Below are 20,609 nucleotides of genomic sequence, written 5' to 3' on the forward strand. Positions count from 1 at the left end.
ATAATGAAAGTTCTTTAATCAAGAAATAAAAAAGAAGAGGGGGTGAGGCCTTATTGTGGTGAAATTCATCGTTACATGCGATTGGATTGTCTTCGGAGATCGTCCTTTTGGCGGCGACATGCACACAGATGTCGCTCGCCGAAACGGCATCCCGAAAACATCCGTCCGGGGCGGTGGACTCTCCGATCTGACAGAGCGCCGGATATTTGGGACATCGTATGGTTTCGGATCATACGATCCCGAAGCAATCCGAGCGCTTCTGCCAGATTGGCAGATCGCCGAGCCCTCTGACTACTAGAACAAATCCAAAATGGAAGGAGGTGAGTGCATGGTAGAGGACATGGAGTTTTTCTTCGAGGAAGACGACATCGACATCTCCTTCGAGGAACTCGGACTCTGCCCCCACTGCGGAGCGGCAGATGACGAGGGATGTGAGGGTAGTTGCCCCAGCTTTCTGGAGTAACTGCCTCACTAACCCCATCCATCGGGGATATAGGTGGAGTAGTCGGAGCCTGCGGTGTCCGACGAAAAACTCTGATGCAATGTTAGAGCGGCTAAAAAGCCGAATCAGGCTAGGAGAGTCCATAGAAACGGCAAAACTCTCCACGGGTCGAGTGAAAAAAGAAATCTCGACCTCCTACCAAAGTTCTCAAAAAGTATTTTGAAAATTTTGGTAGTTTATTTTTTTCTCTTTTTTAAGTGTTTGAAAAATTCGATTTGCCGCAATCGTTTTTTTGCTTCGGCAAGAGTTTTGTATGAACCGAAAGAACGGCCGGTAGTTTCTGATAAAACAACATACTTGCCTTTTATTTTTTTAATCATGGGGTGCCTAACGGGATTCGAACCCGTTCTTAGACTGCCACAGAGTCTAGTGCTGCCATTACACCATAGGCACCATACGCAAAGAAATATACGTTTTTAATTGACGCTTGTAAAATTTACCTGCCCAGAAACGAGGCATTATTTATTCCTCTACCAAAAAAACTTCGAAGCCGTCGCCGATTTTTTCATCAACTTTTATTCCAACAATGTCGCCTTTTTTTGCCGAATCAATATCTTTATGTTCCATTTGCATTGAACTGACCGTTTGTTCAACTTCCTTGTCTCCGTGAACAAATTTAACTTTATCGCCAACAGCCAGCTTGCCTGAAAGCTCAATAATAGCAACACCTATGTTGCCGTAATAATGAGTAATTTTGCCGATTTTTTTCATAAAATGAATTTAATGCTAATTATAACTAATATATACCATAAAATTTCAATTATTACAATAACTTGACAAGATTAGAGTTATTTGGTATAATTTAAATGCAGGATGTAAATTTCTCAGTAGGAGAAGAAAATGCAGATCAGGAAGCAGTTGAGGCGGATGGCCAACGCGGCTAACGCGATCGCGGCGGGTCGCGAAAGGCCGATCACCCCGGAGCCAAACGGGTACGCCGGCGAGCATCACCGGATTCGCCACAAGTCCAACAAGGGACCGCGGATGCGCGGTTCCGGGACCGCGCCGCGCCGCACGAAGAAGAAGGGTGGTGGCGCCGGCCAGTAGCCGGCGCCCCACACGCCTTGGAGCGATTCGTCCGTCAGTCGACGGACGGACTCGCTCCGGGGCGCTTTTTTTATCCCCTCCTTACCACAGAAGCTTTGATGGTTTTGCAACCCCAATGTTGTTTTATAAGACGAACGGTTTTTTTATCATCAAAATCCCGACAAGAATAGACGTCCATTGAAACGTAGCCTAACTCCGGCCAGGTATGAGCTGAAATGTGGCTTTCGTAAATCATAACAAAACCAGAAAGTCCCCAATCGCCTTTTTTATCAGCTTCTTCGCAAAAAACCACGTAAGGAATCGTTAATTTTCGCATCCCGATTTTTTGGGGCAAATCGTTAAGAAAATCAAAAACTATTTTATGATTTTCGAGTTTTTTTCGCTCGATGCCGCGAGCGTCAATCATTAAATGTTTTCCGTAAACCTTATAGTTACTCTTCGATACGGTTTTTTTTCTGTTCATCGCATTTCAGTTTAAAAAATTTTTTGATATTAATGAACATTTTACAATACACTTTAAAAAGTGTAAACGTGTGGATAAATAAAATTAAGAAAAAACTTTACGGGAACAAGTTTTTCTTTGTTTACACCGAGCCTGCTTACTTTGTAAATTTGAAAGTGGAAAGTATTTGTTTAAGAATTTCTTTTGATTCAGATGTAACGGGTTGAAGGTTAAAGGTAACGACTCCTCCATTGGGATGAGAAATCCACGCGCTGGCACTGTCGTCAGCACCCGTTCCCCAATCAATTGACGCGATAACTTTACCTATCTTAAACGATTCGCACCTCAAGGAATCATTGGGGTATGCGCTACAATAAGTTATTCCCATAACACTAAGTTGGCTTTGGGAAATAAAGCCAAGAGTTATAACATACCCGTTATTATATTTCGCTCCTCCGTCACTTCCTTTTGGTAAATAACAAAGAGCGAGCGATGTATCCCCTAATTCTCTTTGCGATTCACAGGAGGTAGGCGGATATTGAAAAGAATAGTTCAAATTACTGTCGGTATATGTTTTCAAATTTACGGTTTTATCTGGCGTTGGTGACTGTTGCGCGACAGGTTCTGACTTCTTTACAAAAGCAAAGTATCCTACTGCGCCGGCAAGAGCGGCAACAATAAACAGAATCAAAATAATGTTTGCAAAATTTTTTCGGTTGATATTCATATGTTAGTTAACAATTTAATTTTTTGATTTTATGATTAAAAAACTTTCTCTTCCCTCTTTTTTATATACTATCCGTAAAACACGGTCTCTGTCAAAATTTCAAATTTGTTTTCTGCGTGTTTAGTAAAAATTACCATAAAAATTAAATTTTTTACCGTTGCGCCCTCGAAGGGAATCGAACCCCTATCAACGCCTTAGAAGAGCGCTGCTCTGTCCATTGAGCTACGAGGGCAATAATTTAGAATAAACGTAAAATAACATAAAACGGGTTGAAATTCAACTAAAATTTTGCTATAATATTTAAAATATCGGGGTATAGTGTAATGGCAGCACGAGTCTTTTGGGAAGATTTAGTCTCGGTTCGAATCCGAGTACCCCGACAGAGAAAAACTAAATTTTGGGCCTATAGTCTAGTGGTAGAACACGTCATTCGTCCCGATTTATTAAATTTTTAAATGTTTTATTGCTATATATTAAAATCGAGAATAAATGGTGCTTATTATGTAGGAAGTTGCCAAAGCATTGCTATAAGGCTTGACCAACATAATAAATTTTTAGTTCCTTCCACAAAAAGATATGTTCCATGGGATTTAGTCTATCAAGAAAAATTTGTTACATTAAAAGAAGCTAGAAACAAGGAACTAAAAATAAAGTCCTGGAAGAAAAGAAGTTCTATAGAAAAATTAGTTAAAACATTTCAAAATTTTTAATAAATCGAGGATCCGCGATAACCTTGGTGGGCCCAGAGGGCCCATAGTTAAGTGGTATAACGGCGCATTCGCATTGCGTAAGCGGGAGTTCGATTCTCCCTGGGTCCACCAAGGTTATCGGGACATTGACGAAACGGCGGTCCGATTCCGCCTAGGTCCACCAAACAGGAAATTGCAAGCAAGAGGGAGTCGCCTTGCCCGTCTCGCTCCCGCGCTCCGCGCGGAAAAATGGTGGCGCAATTCTTGAACAAGCCCTAAGAGGCTATTTTGTTTTCTAAGAAAACAAAATTCAAATAATGACAAGGTTTTGGGCATAATTATTGAGGTTTTAGGCCATATTTTTGATTATGCCCAAAACCTTGACAAACTGACGTAAATTTGCTATAATAAAGATATAAAAATTGATGTAGTTTTAGATCAATTTTTGCTCTTGTTCTTTGCAAATTTGCGAGCGAATCTCCTTGAGATTTTGAAATGAGCAGCGCATTGAGTGGCTGAAACACCACTTGTTGCGCTAACAGATATTTAATGCACTGCTTATAACGAGTTAGACCTCGTCGTGGTCGTGTAGGACACACGATTCAAAATCGCAAACCAAAGGAGGAGCCGATGGAAGTAGGAGTGCTGTTCTCAAGCGACGGCATTCTGGCGCTAAACAAACCGCCCGGGATGTGCAGTCAGGGACCCAAGACTTCGGATATCCCGGAGTTGTGGGAACTGCTACGAACACACCACCCTGGCGGTCATGTCGCTCATCGGATCGATCAGTACACATCTGGTATCAATCTAGCTGGTGCTTCAAAACGGCAGATCAGTTATCTGATGCGTAACTGGCACCAGATCACGCGAAAGAACTACCTGTCTGTCTCATCAACAACCCGACGTGGAGCGAGAAGGTTGTGGACACGCCCCTCAAGGGTAAGTCCGCAATCACTGCGTTCACGGTGCTTGAGCGTTCTGGATCGTTGGCGTTGATTCAATGCCAGCTAGTCCAAAACGGGCGGACTCATCAAATCCGGCGACACCTGAAGTCGATCGGTGCACCGATCGTCGGAGACCGAAAGTACAAGGGTCCGACAACCAGGGTGCGGTCTGGTCAACTGCTTCATGCGTGGCGCATGGAGGTCAGACTGCCGGACGATTCTGGTAAGCCCGGCCCTTGGATTACCATTCAGGCGCCGATCCCCAACGATTTCAAGCAGATCAACTTCGATTGGAGTCGCTGGGATGCCAACGCCAACACAACGCTGGAGATCTGGGCAGTTCCCTCCGGTTGGCGACACTAACTCGCCCCTCTCAACTCAAAAGGCCCCCGTGGTAGCAACATCACCACGCGGGGCCTTTTTCATTTTTACAAAGAACTTTTGATAGCAGAAAAATAATTTTTCTGCTATCATCTAAAAGAAAATTTTTCATAAGATTTGATACAACGAACAGCAGAAATGCTGATTTTTTGTTTCACGTGAAACATTGTTTGACGTGAAACAATGTAATTGTTAATCTTCAACTCAAAGAAATTGGACTTTAAAATTGGGGGAAAACATGAATAGCAATTGTGTTTTCTGCGACCGAACCAAGATTGAGGAGCGTATTATTGCCGAAACGGAAGATTGGTACTTAATAGCTACCATTGGCCAAATAACAGAAGGCGGCTATGTTCTCATAATCCCCAAGCGGCATGTACCTTGCGCCGGAGCGATGAAAGAGCAAGAGATTGTTAAAATGGACGACATATCGCGCATTGCAAGCGATTACACAGAGGTAGAGTACGGCGTAAGACCTATCATCTTTGAACATGGCATTGTGGGCCAGACGATTCAACATGCCCATCTTCATCTTTTACCCGCCCGGATTCGCATGTGCGGCAGAATCTATCGGGATTTTCCCAACGCGCAGATCTGCTTCTTAGATTCGCTCAAACTGCTTCGATGGACTTATGATGCAATGGGAGGAAAAAAGTATCTCCTTTGGAGCACCCCGGAAAACCTGTTGAAGACCGTTATTGATCCGCCAGCGCCGTTGCAATATTTACGGCTAATTGCAGCCGAACTTGTTGGCCATCCGGAGCGCGCAAATTGGCGCGATTGTGATCCTGAAACCGACAAAAAACTGTGGCAGGAGACCGTTAGCCGCCTTAAGCCATATTTTTCATGAATTTTAAAAAAATAACCCGAATAGCAAGCGCTATTCTGGGTTTTTTAATTTTTTATTCCTTAATAACAGGCGTATTTTGTACATTTTATCTTCATATTCCGCTTGAAAAACCTCATGAAGATAAAATCCTAAAGAAACAAGTTGAATTATCAGAAGAATAATACCTGTATAAAGGTAAAAATTGTTTTTCCATATTATGCCGGCTAAATAGAAAATCATGCTGAAAGCGGTAAGACCGGTGTGAAACCGCGCCCCGATCGTCGTTACTAAGTCATTTAGCAGAAATTCTTGCATAAACTCAAAATACAGCTGATCCCGCCTTTCGCGACGCTTTTCTCGCTGATAAAGCCACGTACCCAGCAAAATCAAAAACATACATGTTGCAGTGACTAGTAGAATCGTGTTCATAATAAATAATGCCGGCCATCCAAACGATTTTGTCGCGTAAATGCTTAAAAATATCATCCATAAGATAAGTAAAAAATCTCTGGTATGATCCAAGAGAGTCCCCAAAGCTGTAACTTCATTGTTATTTCTCGCGACTGGGCCGTCTAAAAGATCGGTAATCCACGCAAAAGCTAAAAGCCATACTTGACGCCCAACATCATCCCCAAAATAAAACAGATCAAAAATCGCCCAAATAAGAACAACGAATCCCACCACGGTTAAATGATTTGCTCTTATTCCTATGGCTGCAAAAATATCGGTTATTTTTGTCCGCTTAAAGAACCGGTCGCGCCACTTTTTCTCAAGCGGTGTCCAATATCCCTCCTTCGTTAAAGCTTCCGCTGACGCCAAGGCTTTGGCGGACAAGTCGGCGGGCAAGCTCTCTTTTTCCTCTTCGGCCATTATTGTCCCTCCAAGTTTTTAAGGGTCTGATTTTTAATAAAAGAGTAAACGAAATGTGAAAAAAAATCAATCTGCCAGCTGGTAAATTGATTTTTTTTCACCACAAATGATATGTTTCACGTGTAACATTTGATAATGTTACACGTGAAACAATGACCACCGAGAAACAAAACATAGGAAGATTAGGTGAAGATATTGCCGTAAAATACCTTGAAAACAAAGGTTATAGCATTTTAACTCGCAATTATCGCAAGCCATGGGGCGAAATTGACGTAATCGCATCGGAAAACGTTGGTAAAAACCAGTTCTTGGCTCTAAAGAGCCAAGAACTGGTTTTTTTTGAAGTCAAAACCCAAAACCAAAGATTTGAATGGCGGCCGGAAGAAAATATAACAAGACATAAAAAACACCAATTATCAAGAATTGTCGCAACTTACATGAAAGAACATGAAATTTCAGAAAGTCAAGATTGGAGAATTGACGTTTTGGCAATAAAACTAGACTTTGAAACAAAAAATGCTCAAATTGAGCACATCAAAAACATTGCTCTAAATTAAATCCACTTATCCCCAACTTACCCACCCCTCCGCCCAGAAATTGGGCGAGGCTTGCCCTGCAACTGCGGGATGGCAAAACTATTGATGTCGGACATCAATAGTGGGTGTTGACAGCAAAGTTTAAAGTTATATGCTATGAGCATAAACAGAACTTTAAAATTTTAAGAGAGAAGGGTCTCTGAAATGGGAAAGAAAACGCAACGTTTAGTTGAATTAGCCCATAAGCACTTGCCCAGAAATTACGCTCCACCGGATGATCTTGTTTTAAGAAGAGGACATGGCTGTTATCTTGAAGACGTTAATGGTAATACCTACCTTGATATGCTTTCTTGCTATTCTGCCGCAAACTCCGGTTACGGCAATAAATCGGCAAATACGGCAATATTACGGCAAATTGCCAAAGGTATTTTGTGCAACGCCAATTGTTTCTGGGAAGAGCAGAAAATTCTTTTTGCCCATGACTTGGCCAAATTCTGCAACGATTTTGGCTTAAACGGACTTGATGTAGTTTTACCTATGAATAGCGGCGCCGAAGCGGTTGAAACGGCTATAAAAATAGCGCGTAAATGGCGTTACTGTTATTTAGCAAAAGGTATTGCCTATGACACAGCAGAAATTATTTGCTGCGAAAACAACTTTCATGGCAGAACTCTCGGCGCTATTAGCATGTCAACAGTAGATCAATATAAAAAATACTTTGGTCCGCTAATCCCAGGCATAAAAATCGTTCCTTTCGGTAATGTAGACGCTTTAAAAAAGACAATTAATAACAATACAGCCGCATTTTTAGTTGAACCGATACAAGGCGAGGGCGGAGTTATTATCCCGCCCAATGACTACCTTTCCGAAGTAAGGAAAATTTGCGATGAACAAAATGTTTTATTTATTTTGGATGAAATCCAGAGCGGTTTTGGCCGAACCGGTAGAATGTTTGCCTGCAACTACGATAATGTTGTTCCGGATATGATAATTTTGGGCAAGGCCTTGGGCGGCGGACTTCCGATTTCCGCGGTTGTCGGCAAAGAAGAGATAATGGATGTTCTTGATCCGGGAGATCACGGTTCTACATTTGGCGGCAATCCTTTGGCTTGCGCCGCGGCGCGGGCCTCGCTAAGTTTTATGCGGCGCCGTCGGCCGGATAGGCGAGCGGCTGAATTAGGGTTTTACTTTAAAAATAAGCTTAACAAGGTGGCGGCGCAAAGTCCGCACATTAAAGAAATAAGAGCACTTGGTCTTTGGATTGGCATTGAAGTTCACCATAGCGGCCCAACGGCTCATGAATTTTGCAAAGAGCTTTATAAAGAGAAAATACTCTGCAAAGAAACTAGAGAATATACCATTCGCATGAGCCCGCCCCTTACAATCACTAGAAAAGAGCTTGATTTTGCGCTTTCAAAAATCCAAAAAGTTTTTACATAATAAATTTTACCTCCATTGCATTTGGAGGTTTTATTATGTAAATTTATAGCCATAGGGCGACTAGCTCAATCGGCAGAGCGTCTCGTTTACACCGAGAAGGCAATAGGTTCGAATCCTATGTCGCCCATAATTTAGCAAAGTGGGCCAAAGCCAAATGTTTGGCTTTGGCGGGAATTTTAGTGAGCTTTAGCGAGCGTTAAAAAATTCCCCGGAAGAGCGACTCGTTTATTCCCGATTTGTCTAAAAATTCAAGTTCTTGTAGAATTTTTAGCAACAAATCGCAATCCCGCTTAAAGTGGGCGCATAGCTCAGCTGGTTAGAGCGTCGCATTTACACTGCGAAGGCCCTCCGTTCGAATCGGAGTGCGCCCACTTTGTGCGGGACACCGAGTAGGTCCGAGGTTCAATCCCTCGAACGCCCATCAAAATTTGATATTTGACACAACAAAAATAAGAAGTTATAATAGAAAAATTAGATCCGATAGCTCTTTTCAAATGTAAATGAGGGAACTAAATGGCGACATCTGTTGGTAAAGCGGCCTCTAGAAAATCTGACAACTCCGAGCTTGTAAAAGCTCAGAAGAAAATAAAAAAATTAGAGGGTCTTTTGGCGATAGAACTTGAAAGAGCCGCCGAACTTCTGAAAGAAAACACGGAGCTTGAATCAAAGTTAGAAGAAACTCGTAAACAGCGTGATTGCTGGCAAAAACTTTACAGAGAGATAAATCCGGACAAAAAGATTGACTGTAATCGGCAGAATGCCCTAATTGTGAGGGGTGAAATAGATATGAGCGAAGTATTGGGACAGGAAAAATAAAAAGATTAAAAGTCCCAGTATTACACTCCGTGAGACAAGCGTTGTCTTATGGGGTTTTTATTTTCTCTGTTTTCCGTGAAAAGCGTTGTGGACTTCTCTTAATTTTTTATCGGTTATGTGGGTGTAAATTTGAGTCGTGGTTATATTTGAGTGTCCCAAAAGTTCCTGAACCGAGCGGATATCGGCGCCATTCATTAAAAGATCTGTGGCAAACGAGTGGCGCAAAGTATGGGGCGTGACTTTTTTTGAAAGCCCGGCTTTAGCCGCATAATGCTTCATCAACCGTTCAACACTTCGGCTTGTCAACCGCAGATTATCGGTCTTGGCCGGATTTTTTGTTTGCCTGATGAAAAGTGCCTCGTCAACGTCCTCTCGTCTTTCCAAATAGTTTTTTAGCGCTTCTTTGGCGGTATCGGAGATGAAAACCAGGCGGACTTTATCTCCTTTGCCGCGCACCGAAAACTCGCCGGATTTAAGGTTGACCGAATCGCGGTTTAAATTGCAAAGTTCAGAAACCCGCAGTCCGGTGGAAAATAATAGTTCCAAGATAGCTTTATCACGAGCGTTGGTTGGAGATGTTAGTAGGCGCTCAATTTCGTTCCCTTCAAGGAAAGATACCTGCCTCTCCGATTGTTTCCCCAGCTCAATTTTGTCGGCCGGCATAACCTTGAAATCCCGCCGTGCCAGATATTTTAAAAAATTCCTAAGCCCTATTAAATAATAATTCTGGGTGATCTTTTTAAGCCCTCTTCCGTCCTGATTTGCCTGCCGGTTCAGCCAAAGACGGTATTGCCTGACCATTTCCGGTGTGATTTGTTCCGGTTTTAAAACCTTAGAAAACTCAAAGAATTTTTTTAAATACCGTTCGTAATTCACCCGCGTTTTAATTGACCGGTTTTTTTCTATTTCCAGATAATCCAAATAGTCTTTTAGCAATTCGCCTATGTTTGTCATTATTTTGATAATAAAATATTTTCCGACATTCTACAACGACAGAAAAATGTAGCTCCTCCGGCGATCGCCGGAGGAGCTACATTTTTATAATCTTTACTAGACTAGAATTATATGATATTATCTTCATACGATGCTAAAAACCAAGGAAAAGTCAAAAATTATTGAGAAACATAAGATTCATCCGACCGATACCGGTTCGACTGATGTCCAGATTGCCATTTTAAGCGAAGAAATCGAAAGATTGGCAAAACACCTCAAAAAACACGCCAAAGACAACCACTCGCGGCGCGGGCTTTTGGGAATGGTTTCCCAAAGAAAACAGCTTTTGAGCTACCTGCAGAAAACCAACGAAAAAAGATATAACACTTTGGTTAAAAAGGTGGGATTAAAAAAGTAAATGCCAATAATAAAACATAAAGACCAGCGTGTCGCGATTTTAATAGATGTCCAAAACCTTTACCACTCGGCAAAAAACATTTACAATGGCCGGGTAAATTTTTCCAAAGTTCTGGAAGCAGCTTTGGCGGGCCGAAAGTTGGTTCGCGCCTTGGCTTACGTGATAAAAACCGAAACTGGGGAAGAATCGGCGTTTTTTGAAGCATTAACCAAAATGGGGATTGAAACAAAGATAAAAGATCTTCAAATTTTCCCCGGCGGCATGAAAAAAGGCGACTGGGATGTGGGAATGGCGGTAGACGCGATTCGACTTAGCGAATTCACGATAGATTCAATAGTACTTGGTACCGGCGATGGCGACTTTGTCCCGCTGGTTGACTATCTAAGAGGAAGGGGCCGTCAAGTGGAGGTTATTGCTTTTGGCAGATCTACTTCGGCAAAGCTAAGAGAGGCGGCGGATGATTTTATCGACATGTCGGCCGACCCAAGAAAGTTCACAATCCCAATAAAGAAATCCAAACGGAAACCAATGAAAAAATAATTAAAAAAATTAAATAAAATAATAATTAATGGTTCGTCTGTGGATAGGTAGTTCAGGACCTTTAGGTGCTGACCTAAAATCTATAGACGGACCTGCAAAAAATATGCAGGAAGTAAAAAAATATTCTCTGGATTTTGCCCCGCCATCAGCGGGACGAGCCGGCCAGACGCTAAAAATTGAAATAGGCAAACTGGCAAGTCAAGCTAATGGCGCCGTAACCGCACAACTCGGTGATACGGTAGTTTTGGCAACGTGCGTAATGTCAAAAAATCAGAAAATCGGAGTGAATTATATGCCGCTCACGGTTGATTATGAAGAAAAGTTTTATGCCCGCGGCAAAATTTTGGGCTCAAGATTTATGAGGCGGGAAGGCCGGCCTTCGGATGAAGCCATTCTAAACGGCCGTTTGATTGACCGGGCCCTGCGTCCGCTTTTTGATACAAGTATTCGCAATGAAATTCAAATTGTCACCACGGTTCTTTCGGTAGACGATAAAAATGACCCGGATATCGTTGCCATGATCGCTTCCTCGATAGCTCTTGCGATTTCTGACATCCCGTGGAACGGGCCTATCGCGGCTGTAAGAATTGGTCGCGCCGATTCAAAATGGATCTTGAATCCGAGTTTTGAAGAACGCCGATCGGGCATTACCGATTTAGTTGTTTCGGTCTCTCCGGACTTAAAAATAAATATGATCGAGGCCGGCGGATCTGAAATAAAAGAAGAAGAACTTTTGGAAGGATTCAAATTCGCCGAAGAAACTCTTAAAAATATCGTTGAGTTTATCAAAAAGATCGCCGGTGATTTTAATACACCAAAAGCGACGGCTGTTCTTGAGGCTACCGATAGCGAACTAGAAGAAAAAGCAAATGAATTTTTAAATGAAGACAACGCTCTTGAGAGCGCTCTTAACGAAAAGAAAAAAACGCAGTTGTGGATGAATTTAGACGTTTTAAAAGAAAAATTGACGGCTTATATCAATACCATTGATGAATCAAAAGTAAAAATGGCAGAAAACTTTTTTGAAAAGGCAGTTGATAAAATGGTTCATAAAAATATTTTGGAAAAAGAATTGAGGCCAGACGGGAGATCTCTCGACGAATTGAGAGATTTAAGTTCTGAAATATCGTTTCTTCCCCGCACCCACGGTAGCGGCCTATTTCAGAGAGGCGAAACCCAAGTTTTGTCGGTTTTGACTTTGGGCGCTCCTTCCGATGAACTTATTATTGAGGGAATGGTAATAAGCACTAAAAAACACTTTGTCCACCAATATAACTTTCCGCCTTTTTCGGTCGGAGAAATTGGCCGGATGGGCGGGCCGAAAAGAAGAGATATAGGCCATGGCGCTTTAGCCGAAAAAGCGCTTCAAATGATGGTGCCTGAAAAAGAAGAATTTCCTTATGCCATAAGAATCGTCTCCGAAGTTTTATCGTCCAACGGTTCTTCATCTATGGCATCAACTTGCGCCTCAACATTGGCGCTTATGGATGCCGGCGTGCCTCTTAAAAAACCGGTGGCCGGCATCGCCATGGGTTTGATGAGCGACGGGAAAAACGTTCATAAAATTTTAACCGACATTCAAGGCCCGGAAGACCACTATGGCGACATGGATTTTAAAGTGGCCGGCACGCGCGACGGTGTTACCGCCCTGCAAATGGATGTAAAAATTGATGGAGTGGATATAGAAACACTCGAAAAAGCCCTGGCGCAGGCAAAAAAAGCGCGGCTCCAAATTTTGGATCATATGGCAAAAACCATCGCCGAGCCAAAAAAAGAATTATCGCCACTCGCGCCAAGAATTATTACCATGCAAGTTCATGTTGACAAAATTAGAGAGGTTATCGGCCCGGGCGGCAAAGTGATTAACGATATCATCGCCAAAACCGGCGCCACGGTTGACATTGAAGATTCCGGCTTAATTTTCATAACCGCCGAAAATGAAGAAAGCGGGCTCAAAGCCAAACAAATGGTTGAAGATATCGTTAAAGAGTACAAAATCGGCGATATCGTCACCGGTAAAGTAATTCAAATTCTTGATTTTGGCGCCATTGTTGAAATTGGCCGCGGAAAAGACGGAATGATACACATTTCGGAGCTCGCTCCGCGCCGAGTAGAAAAAGTCACCGACATCGTAAACATCGGCGACGAAGTAACAGTGAAAATAAAGAGGGTTGAAGGCGGAAAAATCAGTTTGTCGTTAAAAGACGTGAGTTAAGAAATATAAAATATGAACGAGAATTTGCCAAAATCTGAAACTAACGAAGAAAGTGAGAAACATCTATTAAGTGACGCAAAACGTGTAATAAATTCTATGTGGAAAAAAGCGATGGACGCGGGCGATCTTCCATTGAGCGTAGATCCGAGTTATCAGGTTTGGCTAGAAGATTTGGAAAAGCGTAAAAGCGAATTCGCAAGAGTTTTGTTTAACAAAGCTAGAGAATCGGTTGGAGAGGATAAACTTCGTTCAGCGCAGACACTTAAACATCTTATGGAGCTTCTCAATAACTCGGAGCGGCACGAATTGTTAAAAGAACTCATGACAACAGATGAAGCGATACAAAAATTGATTGCGGATGCGGAGCAGCAGGTGAGATCAAAATAAATACTTCTCAATCAAATTACGGATTTTCAACCGATCGGAATAATGTCCGTAATTTGAAGTAAGTGCAAAAATAAATAAAGTTCTTTTTATAAAAATTTTTATAGACGAAATCTCTCTTTAAGATCTAACTCAATATCAACATCTTTAATTCTTAAAAATCTTACGTAGGGAGCGAGGTTAAACATTTCTACAATAAAATCTATTTCATTTTTACATTCATATGGATGAATAAATACACTTTTCTGCATTGGGTAAAAGCCAAGCTCTTTTAACTTAGCTGCCAGGGCTTTTCTCCCAACATTTTTATCTTCGGGTATATCAAAAATTACTAAACGCCATAATTTGTCCCATTGCGTTGGTTTTTTAATTTCTATTTTATCCAAATCATATTTTAAAATTCTGCTTTTCCCTTTTGCGCTCAAAGTAAGCATAACCGTTCCGTCTTTATCTTCTTTATAGTCAACAAGCTTTGATCGGTACAATCTTTTTATTGCTTCTCTTAAATACCGCTCATTTATTTTTCCCCATTCTTTAGAAACTTTCTTTAGAATACGAAAATAATGATCTGGCCGACGTGTTAAAGATAAAGCAAATCCAGCTTCTAAGAGAAGTAAAACTTTTTTACTTGCCGGTCCTAAATGTTTCATGTATTTCCTTTACTTTATTATTTTTGATAATTTAATTTTTTTTATTATTTAAATTTAAATAATATCACAAAGATTACGGATTTTCAACCGATCGGAATAATATCCGTAATTGGCAATAGACACAAAAATAGAAAAATCAGTTTGTCGCTGAAGGATGCCGCAGATAGAAAATAGAAACAAAAAAAAGCCGTTGGAATTATATCCCACCGGCAAGAAGTTATTTTATCTTCTAACTTTAGCTCCGCAATCCCAGCAACGCTTATCGTCACTTGTCCAAGTATCGTGATCACAAGCAAATTTACCAACATCTTCAACAGGAATTATTTTCTCAAAGCCCCTTGAACGAATCCGGAGTACAAGATATTTACCTTGCGCATCACGCCGATACTCTGTTTTCATGTTGCCTCCTTGGAGTTGAAGAGTGCCCCCCAGGGGCTTATCTGAAAACATGGCACATATCGTAATCTTTTTTAACTCTTGTCGCGCTATAGCCAGAGATTAGGCGAGCTTCTCGATACGCTTGAGGTAAAAATGTATCACATCTTGGCGAGCACCAATTTTTATGGTCTTTTATTTCTTTCTCAACGGCTTTTCGCAGTTCTTGGACAGTTTTTTTCATAACGCCTCCTCGTTGTTAAAAAACAGAAAAAGTGCTGTGAACAGAGTCTATAACACAACAGTTTTAAACTCAAGTTTTATGTTGCTGTGGATAAACGAACAACATTGTCCTGCAGCTGCGAGGTGGTTTTTATGTTATAATAAAAATAATGGCAGACCCAACTACACAAAAAGACGAAAATATTGTTATTCGGACAATGAAAAGCGACCTGGAAGACTTGAACAATCCTCGTCCAAAAAAAGAGAAGGAACCGATTCCGGTAATGCCGGCGGGATCTATTTCTAAAGAGACGCAATACAAGGCACCTCAAATGCCAACGCTCCCGCCACTGCCAAAAATAGAAGAGAAAACTAAACCGCCTATTTTAATTGTTCCGCAAAAAATTATTCCTCCAAAGGAGATCACTGAAATCCCCGCGAGACCTATATATAAAGCTATGCCCGCGTTGATTAAGATTGGCGCCATCGGATTGGGCGTAATTTTAATCACGATTTTTGGACTTTATGGCTATTGGAAAGTTTTTATTCAAACTGAACCGCCGGCGCCACCCGTTATTACGCCTAGCGCCACAACCACTGTTCCCGGATTTCCTATAACGCCATCCGCTACCACAACAGCACCCATAAAATTCTTCAATAAACTACCGAACAAAACGGTGACAATTGATTTGTCTTCAAAAACACCGGGCGCGCTAATTCAAGCATTACAATCTGAAGCGGCTGTAAGCGAGACACGCGCTTCGGTAAAACAAATTAAAGTAACCTACCTGGGGAAATCTATAACTGCTCAAGAATTCTTTGACTTGATGTCTATCTTCGCTCCACAGAATTTTCTGTCAAACTATGAAAATGAATTTGCTTTTACTTTTTTCTATCACTTATACCAGCAAAAAAACGAAGTGCGGCCAATTTTGATTTTAAAAACCAAAAACCGAGACTTGGCTCAAACCCAGCTGCAAGATTGGGAAAAAACCAGCTTAATAAGCGATATGTACCCTTTGTTTTTATTAGATTTTAAATTACCAACAATAAAATCTTTTAAATCTTACTTATTTATCAATCAACCTGTCCGATATCTAAACATTAATGTCCCGTACGCTTCATTAAGCTACACAATCTATAACGACTTTGTTATTTTATCGACTTCCAGTGCCGGAATGTTTGTAATTTTGCAAGACTTGACGGGACAAAGCATTTCCGCCGATTACTTAAAGCGTCTCGAGGCTTCACTCGGAAATTTAACCAGATAAAAAACTCTTTAGCCTTAGAATTCTAAACAAGGATTCATCGATTCTCTTTTCCGTAATCTCCTTATTGAGCACGGCTTTTTTTAATTGGTTTAAAATTTTAACTTGTTTTTCCGGCGTGAAAGTACTGATAAGCATATCCGCGCCGGCATTAATAGAATCTACGGCAACTTGTTCGATTGAGCCTCCAACCGATGCCATTTCAAGATCATCGGTAATAATCACGCCCTCAAACTGAAGTTGTTTTCTCAAAATACCACCAAGCATTTCTGAAGACAGCGTAGAGGGTTTTTGACTTATAAAAGGAATGGCAATGTGGGCAGTCATAATTGCAGGAACCCGGCTGTCAAGCAGTATTTTTTTAAATGGTACCAGGTTAATGTCAAATGTTTCCTTATTGATTCTTAGCAACGCTTTATTATTGTGAGGATCCGATAAAATGTCGCTATATCCCGGAAAATGTTTAACAACCGGCATTACGCCGCCCTTGATATAGCCGTTTACCATAGCTCCCCCTAATTTGCCGCTGTTTTCAGGAGTAGTCTCAAATGTCCGATGATAAAGATAAGAATTTTTATCCGAAACATAATCCAGAATCGGCGAAAAATTCATATTCACGCCTAATTCTTTCAGTTCTTGCGCTCTTTTAAAAGCGACGCTTTCTGCTTGAGCTATGCTGATAATTTTGTTTTGCGGCGTTAATTCGCTCAAAAATTTAAAACGCACCATAACCCCTCCTTCTTGATCGGTGGCAATCAAAAGCGGAATTTGAGAAATTGATTGTAAATCACTAATGAGTTTTCTGACTTGGTTTCGATTTTCTACATTACGGCCCAGTAAATTTATGCCGCCAACATGATACTGCTTAATCATCTTTTCAACATGGCTATCGACATATTCATTTTCAAAGCCGATAATCATCATTTGCCCGATTTTTTCATCCAAAGACATTTTAGAAATTTTTAACTTAACAGGGTCATCTATTGGCGATTTTAAATTTGTTAATTGATTTGGTTCTTTTTCAGATTTTCCTTGCTCCGTACTACCAATAAAATAAAATACTGTACTGCCTGCAACTGCGATAAACAACGCGATGATTAAAATATTCTTAAACATACAAACATAATATACCATGGCCATGTGGATAATTGGTTATTGACAAAACAACAACATGGTGCTAAGCTTATTATAAGTCCTCGTTTCTGATCTGTTAAAAGTTATCCTGGTATTCGTACTGGGAAAAGGCTATCTGCTAGCCAAAATTGATTAGCTCTTTTCAAAAATTTAGGTCTTGTACCGCAGAGCGGAACAAGGACATTAGGATAGAGAAAGCAGACTCTATCCATACAAGGGCGACCAACACCCATTTAAACAATAGTTTTACGGGTTCTAACGGCGCCCTTTTTCGTTGTTGTCAAAAATTTAATAATTTTTGGTATAACAAACAGAACCCCGCAATCCCGATATTACAGTCGGGACTCCGACCCCAGAGGCGTCGGAGCTGCGGGATTTATACGTTATTGTTGACCGCTTTTTAATTTTCGTATACTATCTAACCATTATGTTAGACCAACAAACTTTAGAGGAATTAAAATCTGCGCTTGATAAAGAGCGTGAAATTCTAATTGGTGAATTAGAAACCATCGCTACGCCCGATCCTCACTTAAAGGACGACTGGAACGTCAAACATGAAGAATGGAGTGAAAATCAAATAACAAGCGAGGAAACGCTTGAAAGCGATGAGAGCGTCAACGAATCAGACGAAGATATGAAAAATAAAGCTCTTTCCGACCATCTTGAATTAAGATTGAGAGATGTAAATAATGCTTTAAAACGCATGGAAGACGGAACCTATGGGACTTGCGAAGTTTGCCAAGAACCAATCGCGCTTGAACGGCTAAAAGCCAACCCGGCAGCTTCAACCGATGTAGAACATGCTGTGAAAAATCATGGCATCTAAGCTTTATTCTGCCGCCTTAAGCGGTATAAATGCGAAAATTGTGGAGGTCGAGTGCGATTTGGCGCCCGGCCTCTTTAATTTTTCCATCGTTGGATTACCGGATGCGGCAGTTAAAGAATCAAAAGACCGTGTGTCATCTGCTTTAAAAAACTCCGGCGCTTCCCAGCCGTCTAGGCGCAATAAGCGCCTGACCGTTAATTTAGCGCCGGCCGATTTAAAAAAAGAAGGCCCGGCTTACGACCTGCCGATTGCTTTGGGTTATTTACTGGTTTCCGGCCAAATCAAGTTTGATCCGGAAAAAAAACTGTTTGCCGGGGAGCTGGCTTTGGACGGAAATTTAAGACCCGTTAACGGCATTCTTTCAATAGTCATGGAAGCTAAAAACCGCGGATTTAAAACTGTTTTTATCCCAAAATCCAACATGGCTGAAGCATCTCTGGTTAGAGACATTGAAATTATCGGGGCCAATAATTTAGTTGAGATTTTTGAACACCTCGAAAACAAAAAAAATATCAGCCCTTGCTTAAATTCCGACTTAGAATCGGAATTTACGAAAAATTCGGAAGAAAACTCCGATGTTGACCTGGCTTTAATCCGCGGCCAGGAAAAAGCCAAGCGGGTTTTGGAGATCGCCGCCAGCGGAAATCATAATATTATTTTTTCCGGGCCGCCCGGGTCGGGGAAGACTCTTTTAGCCAAAGCTCTGGCTTCAATTTTGCCAAAATTAAATCTGGAAGAAGCTATTGAAGTAATGAGAATCTGGAGCGTTGCCGGTTTGCTTAAAGAAGACAAATCTCTCCTATATAAAAGGCCCTTTCGGTCGCCTCATCACACCGCTTCGGGGATTTCTCTTGTCGGCGGCGGCGCTTGGCCCCGGCCGGGAGAAATTTCTTTGGCTCATCGCGGAGTTCTGTTCCTTGATGAATTTCCGGAATTTTCACGAAATGTTTTAGAAAACTTAAGACAGCCGCTCGAAGAAAACACCGTTACTGTTTCCCGAGCCCAAGGCAGTATAACTTTTCCGGCTCAATTTTTAATGGTCGCTTCAATGAACCCATGCCCCTGCGGATACTTAAACGACTCCTTAAAAGAATGTATATGCGCGCCGAGCCAAATCATAAAATATAAAAGGAAACTATCGGGCCCGCTTCTTGATAGGATAGACCTCCACGTTGAGGTGCCCCGCCTAAAATACGAAGAAATGACCGATAGCGGCGCCGGCGAAACCAGCCAAACTATGAGAAAAAGAGTTGAAGAAACCCGCGCGATCCAGGTTTCACGCTTTAGAAACGACGGAATTCTAACTAACCGTGAAATGTCGGTTCGCCATATTAAAAAATACTGCGCCCTCGATGAAACTGCGGAAAAAATGATGAGAAACGCCGTTAGTTCTATGGGGCTTTCAACCCGCACTTACCACCGCTTGCTGAAAATTTCCCGCACCATCGCCGACTTGGAGGCTTCCGAAAACATAAAACCCCAGCACTTGGCCGAGGCTCTTCAATACAGACCGAGGGAAGAGGTTTAGCGCGCGAAAGGCTGTGCGGCGCCATCTACTCCAAAATGGAGATGACAACCGGTAGAATTGCCAGAACCAGGCTGTCCCGGATAGCCGCCCATGAAGGCAACGATACTGCCTTGATTAACATATTGGCCCGCATTAACAAGAACGTTTTTTAGATGGGCATATAAAGTGGTAACGCCGTTGGGATGTAAAATTTTAAAATAGCCGCCATAACCGCTATTGGCCCATCTGGCAGTGCTTTGGGTCGGATAAGCAGCGGTAACAACGCCGGAAGCCGCGGCAAATACCGGAATGTTTTCATGAAGACAATCATCGCCGGCGGAAATATCAACCGCGTTATACGAGTGCAGGCGGCCCTGGTTATGGCCCGTTGTAGGAAAAATAAAATAGCCGGTAAGAGAAGGGCCATAATAAGGCGCGGGCCGAGGCGCTGCTGGCTTTGATGGTTCGGGAGTGCTAGGTATTGTAATCGGATTTTGATTCTGCAAAATTGAATCCTGGCCGGTAATTAAGGGGTTTCTGTCATCGTAATACGGCCCTTCCTCTAAAATACCGCTTGAATCAGAGCTAGCGCTGGCGGCAAAAGCCAAAAGGGTCGACTGATAACCGACCGCCGGTGAACCTTCGTTCTGTTGCGCACTGTCTGGAGCGGATACGATTTCAATTATTTCGCCGCCAATGTTCTCCCCTCCGAGATAAACGAACCGATTTTTAAAACCGGCCGGGCTAGATGAATTAATGGCTAAAACAAGCGAGAAAACTAAAAACAACGAAACCCAAAGCGGGCTCTTTTCGGTCAAGACTCTTATTTTTCCCGCGAGAAATTGTAAAACAGGCGGGATTTGCCCAAAAAGAGTATAAATAAGCCAAAATTAAGGGTAATAAGCCTGAAGCTA

General features: G+C 41.8%; 25 protein-coding genes and 6 tRNA genes. 18 read left to right on the forward strand and 13 right to left on the reverse strand.

Annotated features, from left to right (window positions below):
* The first annotated feature begins 58 nt into the window (after nt 1-58).
* Entirely contained in the window at nt 59-298 is a 240-nt protein-coding gene (locus tag HYW79_00650) for a hypothetical protein (protein ID MBI2635042.1), read from the forward strand.
* Between the two features lie 380 nt (nt 299-678).
* Here the strand turns inward: HYW79_00650 and HYW79_00655 are convergent, their stop codons facing one another.
* The 3 genes from HYW79_00655 to HYW79_00665 all read right to left on the reverse strand — a co-directional run bounded on the left by HYW79_00655 (nt 679) and on the right by HYW79_00665 (nt 1,213).
* Entirely contained in the window at nt 679-822 is a 144-nt protein-coding gene (locus HYW79_00655; protein MBI2635043.1) for a hypothetical protein, read from the reverse strand.
* A tRNA-His gene (locus HYW79_00660) sits at nt 822-895 on the reverse strand. The genes HYW79_00655 and HYW79_00660 overlap by 1 nt, the downstream gene beginning before the upstream one ends.
* Nucleotides 896-964: 69 nt before the next feature.
* Nucleotides 965-1,213: a hypothetical protein gene (locus HYW79_00665; protein ID MBI2635044.1), complete on the reverse strand. Its 249-nt coding sequence runs from the start codon at nt 1,211-1,213 to the stop codon at nt 965-967.
* 129 nt (nt 1,214-1,342) lie between these two features.
* Between HYW79_00665 and HYW79_00670 the strand changes: the two genes are divergently transcribed.
* The gene (locus tag HYW79_00670; GenBank protein MBI2635045.1) at nt 1,343-1,549 is read left to right on the forward strand and encodes a hypothetical protein; all 207 of its coding nucleotides are present in this window, start codon (nt 1,343-1,345) and stop codon (nt 1,547-1,549) included.
* A gap of 70 nt (nt 1,550-1,619) precedes the next feature.
* On the opposite strand, the gene speD is transcribed toward HYW79_00670, so the two are convergent.
* The 3 genes from speD to HYW79_00685 all read right to left on the reverse strand — a co-directional run bounded on the left by speD (nt 1,620) and on the right by HYW79_00685 (nt 2,950).
* A complete protein-coding gene (gene speD, locus HYW79_00675) occupies nt 1,620-2,012 on the reverse strand; it encodes an adenosylmethionine decarboxylase (protein MBI2635046.1) in 393 nt (130 codons plus the stop codon).
* Nucleotides 2,013-2,148: 136 nt separating this feature from the next.
* A complete protein-coding gene (locus HYW79_00680; protein ID MBI2635047.1) occupies nt 2,149-2,718 on the reverse strand; it encodes a hypothetical protein in 570 nt (189 codons plus the stop codon).
* 160 nt (nt 2,719-2,878) lie between these two features.
* Nucleotides 2,879-2,950, reverse strand: a tRNA-Arg gene (locus tag HYW79_00685).
* 77 nt (nt 2,951-3,027) lie between these two features.
* Between HYW79_00685 and HYW79_00690 the strand changes: the two genes are divergently transcribed.
* The 4 genes from HYW79_00690 (at nt 3,028) to HYW79_00705 (ending at nt 5,582) form a co-directional block, all read left to right on the forward strand.
* Nucleotides 3,028-3,098 (forward strand) — tRNA-Pro (locus HYW79_00690).
* Between the two features lie 75 nt (nt 3,099-3,173).
* The gene (locus HYW79_00695) at nt 3,174-3,428 is read left to right on the forward strand and encodes a GIY-YIG nuclease family protein (GenBank protein ID MBI2635048.1); all 255 of its coding nucleotides are present in this window, start codon (nt 3,174-3,176) and stop codon (nt 3,426-3,428) included.
* Between the two features lie 37 nt (nt 3,429-3,465).
* Nucleotides 3,466-3,539 (forward strand) — tRNA-Ala (locus HYW79_00700).
* Between the two features lie 1,431 nt (nt 3,540-4,970).
* Nucleotides 4,971-5,582 (forward strand): HIT family protein, encoded by a 612-nt coding sequence (locus tag HYW79_00705; GenBank protein ID MBI2635049.1) that lies wholly within the window; start codon nt 4,971-4,973, stop codon nt 5,580-5,582.
* Between the two features lie 30 nt (nt 5,583-5,612).
* On the opposite strand, the gene HYW79_00710 is transcribed toward HYW79_00705, so the two are convergent.
* Nucleotides 5,613-6,431, reverse strand: coding sequence for a CDP-alcohol phosphatidyltransferase family protein (locus HYW79_00710; GenBank protein MBI2635050.1), 819 nt, complete (start codon nt 6,429-6,431; stop codon nt 5,613-5,615).
* Nucleotides 6,432-6,583: 152 nt separating this feature from the next.
* Here HYW79_00710 and HYW79_00715 point away from each other — a divergent pair, with 152 nt between their 5' ends.
* From HYW79_00715 to HYW79_00735, 5 genes are all read left to right on the forward strand, one after another.
* Nucleotides 6,584-6,988, forward strand: a complete 405-nt coding sequence (locus HYW79_00715; protein ID MBI2635051.1) for a YraN family protein — start codon at nt 6,584-6,586, stop codon at nt 6,986-6,988.
* A 183-nt stretch (nt 6,989-7,171) separates the two neighbouring features.
* Nucleotides 7,172-8,407 (forward strand): ornithine--oxo-acid transaminase, encoded by a 1,236-nt coding sequence (rocD, locus tag HYW79_00720; GenBank protein MBI2635052.1) that lies wholly within the window; start codon nt 7,172-7,174, stop codon nt 8,405-8,407.
* Between the two features lie 54 nt (nt 8,408-8,461).
* Nucleotides 8,462-8,534, forward strand: a tRNA-Val gene (locus tag HYW79_00725).
* A 170-nt stretch (nt 8,535-8,704) separates the two neighbouring features.
* Nucleotides 8,705-8,778: transfer RNA gene (locus HYW79_00730), tRNA-Val, on the forward strand.
* Nucleotides 8,779-8,920: 142 nt separating this feature from the next.
* Complete coding sequence (locus tag HYW79_00735) at nt 8,921-9,223, forward strand: hypothetical protein (protein ID MBI2635053.1); 303 nt, start codon at nt 8,921-8,923, stop codon at nt 9,221-9,223.
* 57 nt (nt 9,224-9,280) lie between these two features.
* Here HYW79_00735 and HYW79_00740 read toward each other — a convergent pair whose 3' ends face one another.
* Complete coding sequence (locus tag HYW79_00740; GenBank protein MBI2635054.1) at nt 9,281-10,177, reverse strand: tyrosine-type recombinase/integrase; 897 nt, start codon at nt 10,175-10,177, stop codon at nt 9,281-9,283.
* Nucleotides 10,178-10,307: 130 nt separating this feature from the next.
* On the opposite strand from HYW79_00740, the gene rpsO reads away from it, so the two are divergent.
* From rpsO to HYW79_00760, 4 genes are all read left to right on the forward strand, one after another.
* Complete coding sequence (rpsO, locus tag HYW79_00745) at nt 10,308-10,574, forward strand: 30S ribosomal protein S15 (protein MBI2635055.1); 267 nt, start codon at nt 10,308-10,310, stop codon at nt 10,572-10,574.
* Nucleotides 10,575-11,114 carry an NYN domain-containing protein gene (locus HYW79_00750; protein MBI2635056.1) on the forward strand — a complete coding sequence of 180 codons (540 nt, stop codon included), beginning with the start codon at nt 10,575-10,577 and terminating at the stop codon, nt 11,112-11,114.
* A gap of 103 nt (nt 11,115-11,217) precedes the next feature.
* On the forward strand, nt 11,218-13,329 hold the full coding sequence (locus tag HYW79_00755; GenBank protein ID MBI2635057.1) for a polyribonucleotide nucleotidyltransferase: 2,112 nt from the start codon (nt 11,218-11,220) through the stop codon (nt 13,327-13,329).
* 12 nt (nt 13,330-13,341) lie between these two features.
* A complete protein-coding gene (locus HYW79_00760; protein ID MBI2635058.1) occupies nt 13,342-13,716 on the forward strand; it encodes a hypothetical protein in 375 nt (124 codons plus the stop codon).
* A 98-nt stretch (nt 13,717-13,814) separates the two neighbouring features.
* On the opposite strand, the gene HYW79_00765 is transcribed toward HYW79_00760, so the two are convergent.
* The 3 genes from HYW79_00765 to HYW79_00775 all read right to left on the reverse strand — a co-directional run bounded on the left by HYW79_00765 (nt 13,815) and on the right by HYW79_00775 (nt 14,982).
* A complete protein-coding gene (locus tag HYW79_00765; protein MBI2635059.1) occupies nt 13,815-14,363 on the reverse strand; it encodes a hypothetical protein in 549 nt (182 codons plus the stop codon).
* A 222-nt stretch (nt 14,364-14,585) separates the two neighbouring features.
* Nucleotides 14,586-14,762 carry a hypothetical protein gene (locus HYW79_00770; protein MBI2635060.1) on the reverse strand — a complete coding sequence of 59 codons (177 nt, stop codon included), beginning with the start codon at nt 14,760-14,762 and terminating at the stop codon, nt 14,586-14,588.
* Between the two features lie 37 nt (nt 14,763-14,799).
* On the reverse strand, nt 14,800-14,982 hold the full coding sequence (locus HYW79_00775; protein MBI2635061.1) for a hypothetical protein: 183 nt from the start codon (nt 14,980-14,982) through the stop codon (nt 14,800-14,802).
* A gap of 148 nt (nt 14,983-15,130) precedes the next feature.
* Between HYW79_00775 and HYW79_00780 the strand changes: the two genes are divergently transcribed.
* On the forward strand, nt 15,131-16,231 hold the full coding sequence (locus tag HYW79_00780; GenBank protein MBI2635062.1) for a hypothetical protein: 1,101 nt from the start codon (nt 15,131-15,133) through the stop codon (nt 16,229-16,231).
* On the opposite strand, the gene HYW79_00785 is transcribed toward HYW79_00780, so the two are convergent.
* Nucleotides 16,220-17,344 (reverse strand): hypothetical protein, encoded by a 1,125-nt coding sequence (locus tag HYW79_00785; protein MBI2635063.1) that lies wholly within the window; start codon nt 17,342-17,344, stop codon nt 16,220-16,222. The two genes, HYW79_00780 and HYW79_00785, sit on opposite strands and share 12 nt — an antisense overlap.
* Before the next feature lie 445 nt (nt 17,345-17,789).
* Here HYW79_00785 and HYW79_00790 point away from each other — a divergent pair, with 445 nt between their 5' ends.
* Nucleotides 17,790-18,188, forward strand: coding sequence for a TraR/DksA C4-type zinc finger protein (locus HYW79_00790; protein MBI2635064.1), 399 nt, complete (start codon nt 17,790-17,792; stop codon nt 18,186-18,188).
* Nucleotides 18,178-19,716, forward strand: coding sequence for a YifB family Mg chelatase-like AAA ATPase (locus HYW79_00795; GenBank protein MBI2635065.1), 1,539 nt, complete (start codon nt 18,178-18,180; stop codon nt 19,714-19,716). The genes HYW79_00790 and HYW79_00795 overlap by 11 nt, the downstream gene beginning before the upstream one ends.
* On the opposite strand, the gene HYW79_00800 is transcribed toward HYW79_00795, so the two are convergent.
* Nucleotides 19,713-20,513 (reverse strand): M23 family metallopeptidase, encoded by an 801-nt coding sequence (locus HYW79_00800; GenBank protein ID MBI2635066.1) that lies wholly within the window; start codon nt 20,511-20,513, stop codon nt 19,713-19,715. The two genes, HYW79_00795 and HYW79_00800, sit on opposite strands and share 4 nt — an antisense overlap.
* Nucleotides 20,514-20,609: the final 96 nt, after the last annotated feature.

The sequence above is a fragment of the Parcubacteria group bacterium genome (assembly GCA_016186325.1).
Taxonomy (GTDB): Bacteria; Patescibacteriota; Minisyncoccia; order UBA10092; family UBA10092; genus JACPHB01.

Excerpts from the sequence above, each read along its gene's own strand:
- HYW79_00655 (MBI2635043.1), bottom strand. The coding sequence starts at position 822 with ATGATTAAAAAAATAAAAGGCAAGTATGTTGTTTTATCAGAAACTACC.
- HYW79_00665 (MBI2635044.1), bottom strand. The coding sequence starts at position 1,213 with ATGAAAAAAATCGGCAAAATTACTCATTATTACGGCAACATAGGTGTT.
- HYW79_00670 (MBI2635045.1), top strand. The coding sequence starts at position 1,343 with ATGCAGATCAGGAAGCAGTTGAGGCGGATGGCCAACGCGGCTAACGCG.
- speD (MBI2635046.1), bottom strand. The coding sequence starts at position 2,012 with ATGAACAGAAAAAAAACCGTATCGAAGAGTAACTATAAGGTTTACGGA.
- HYW79_00680 (MBI2635047.1), bottom strand. The coding sequence starts at position 2,718 with ATGAATATCAACCGAAAAAATTTTGCAAACATTATTTTGATTCTGTTT.
- HYW79_00695 (MBI2635048.1), top strand. The coding sequence starts at position 3,174 with ATGTTTTATTGCTATATATTAAAATCGAGAATAAATGGTGCTTATTAT.
- HYW79_00705 (MBI2635049.1), top strand. The coding sequence starts at position 4,971 with ATGAATAGCAATTGTGTTTTCTGCGACCGAACCAAGATTGAGGAGCGT.
- HYW79_00710 (MBI2635050.1), bottom strand. The coding sequence starts at position 6,431 with ATGGCCGAAGAGGAAAAAGAGAGCTTGCCCGCCGACTTGTCCGCCAAA.
- HYW79_00715 (MBI2635051.1), top strand. The coding sequence starts at position 6,584 with ATGACCACCGAGAAACAAAACATAGGAAGATTAGGTGAAGATATTGCC.
- rocD (MBI2635052.1), top strand. The coding sequence starts at position 7,172 with ATGGGAAAGAAAACGCAACGTTTAGTTGAATTAGCCCATAAGCACTTG.
- HYW79_00735 (MBI2635053.1), top strand. The coding sequence starts at position 8,921 with ATGGCGACATCTGTTGGTAAAGCGGCCTCTAGAAAATCTGACAACTCC.
- HYW79_00740 (MBI2635054.1), bottom strand. The coding sequence starts at position 10,177 with ATGACAAACATAGGCGAATTGCTAAAAGACTATTTGGATTATCTGGAA.
- rpsO (MBI2635055.1), top strand. The coding sequence starts at position 10,308 with ATGCTAAAAACCAAGGAAAAGTCAAAAATTATTGAGAAACATAAGATT.
- HYW79_00750 (MBI2635056.1), top strand. The coding sequence starts at position 10,575 with ATGCCAATAATAAAACATAAAGACCAGCGTGTCGCGATTTTAATAGAT.
- HYW79_00755 (MBI2635057.1), top strand. The coding sequence starts at position 11,218 with ATGCAGGAAGTAAAAAAATATTCTCTGGATTTTGCCCCGCCATCAGCG.
- HYW79_00760 (MBI2635058.1), top strand. The coding sequence starts at position 13,342 with ATGAACGAGAATTTGCCAAAATCTGAAACTAACGAAGAAAGTGAGAAA.
- HYW79_00765 (MBI2635059.1), bottom strand. The coding sequence starts at position 14,363 with ATGAAACATTTAGGACCGGCAAGTAAAAAAGTTTTACTTCTCTTAGAA.
- HYW79_00770 (MBI2635060.1), bottom strand. The coding sequence starts at position 14,762 with ATGAAAACAGAGTATCGGCGTGATGCGCAAGGTAAATATCTTGTACTC.
- HYW79_00775 (MBI2635061.1), bottom strand. The coding sequence starts at position 14,982 with ATGAAAAAAACTGTCCAAGAACTGCGAAAAGCCGTTGAGAAAGAAATA.
- HYW79_00780 (MBI2635062.1), top strand. The coding sequence starts at position 15,131 with ATGGCAGACCCAACTACACAAAAAGACGAAAATATTGTTATTCGGACA.
- HYW79_00785 (MBI2635063.1), bottom strand. The coding sequence starts at position 17,344 with ATGTTTAAGAATATTTTAATCATCGCGTTGTTTATCGCAGTTGCAGGC.
- HYW79_00790 (MBI2635064.1), top strand. The coding sequence starts at position 17,790 with ATGTTAGACCAACAAACTTTAGAGGAATTAAAATCTGCGCTTGATAAA.
- HYW79_00795 (MBI2635065.1), top strand. The coding sequence starts at position 18,178 with ATGGCATCTAAGCTTTATTCTGCCGCCTTAAGCGGTATAAATGCGAAA.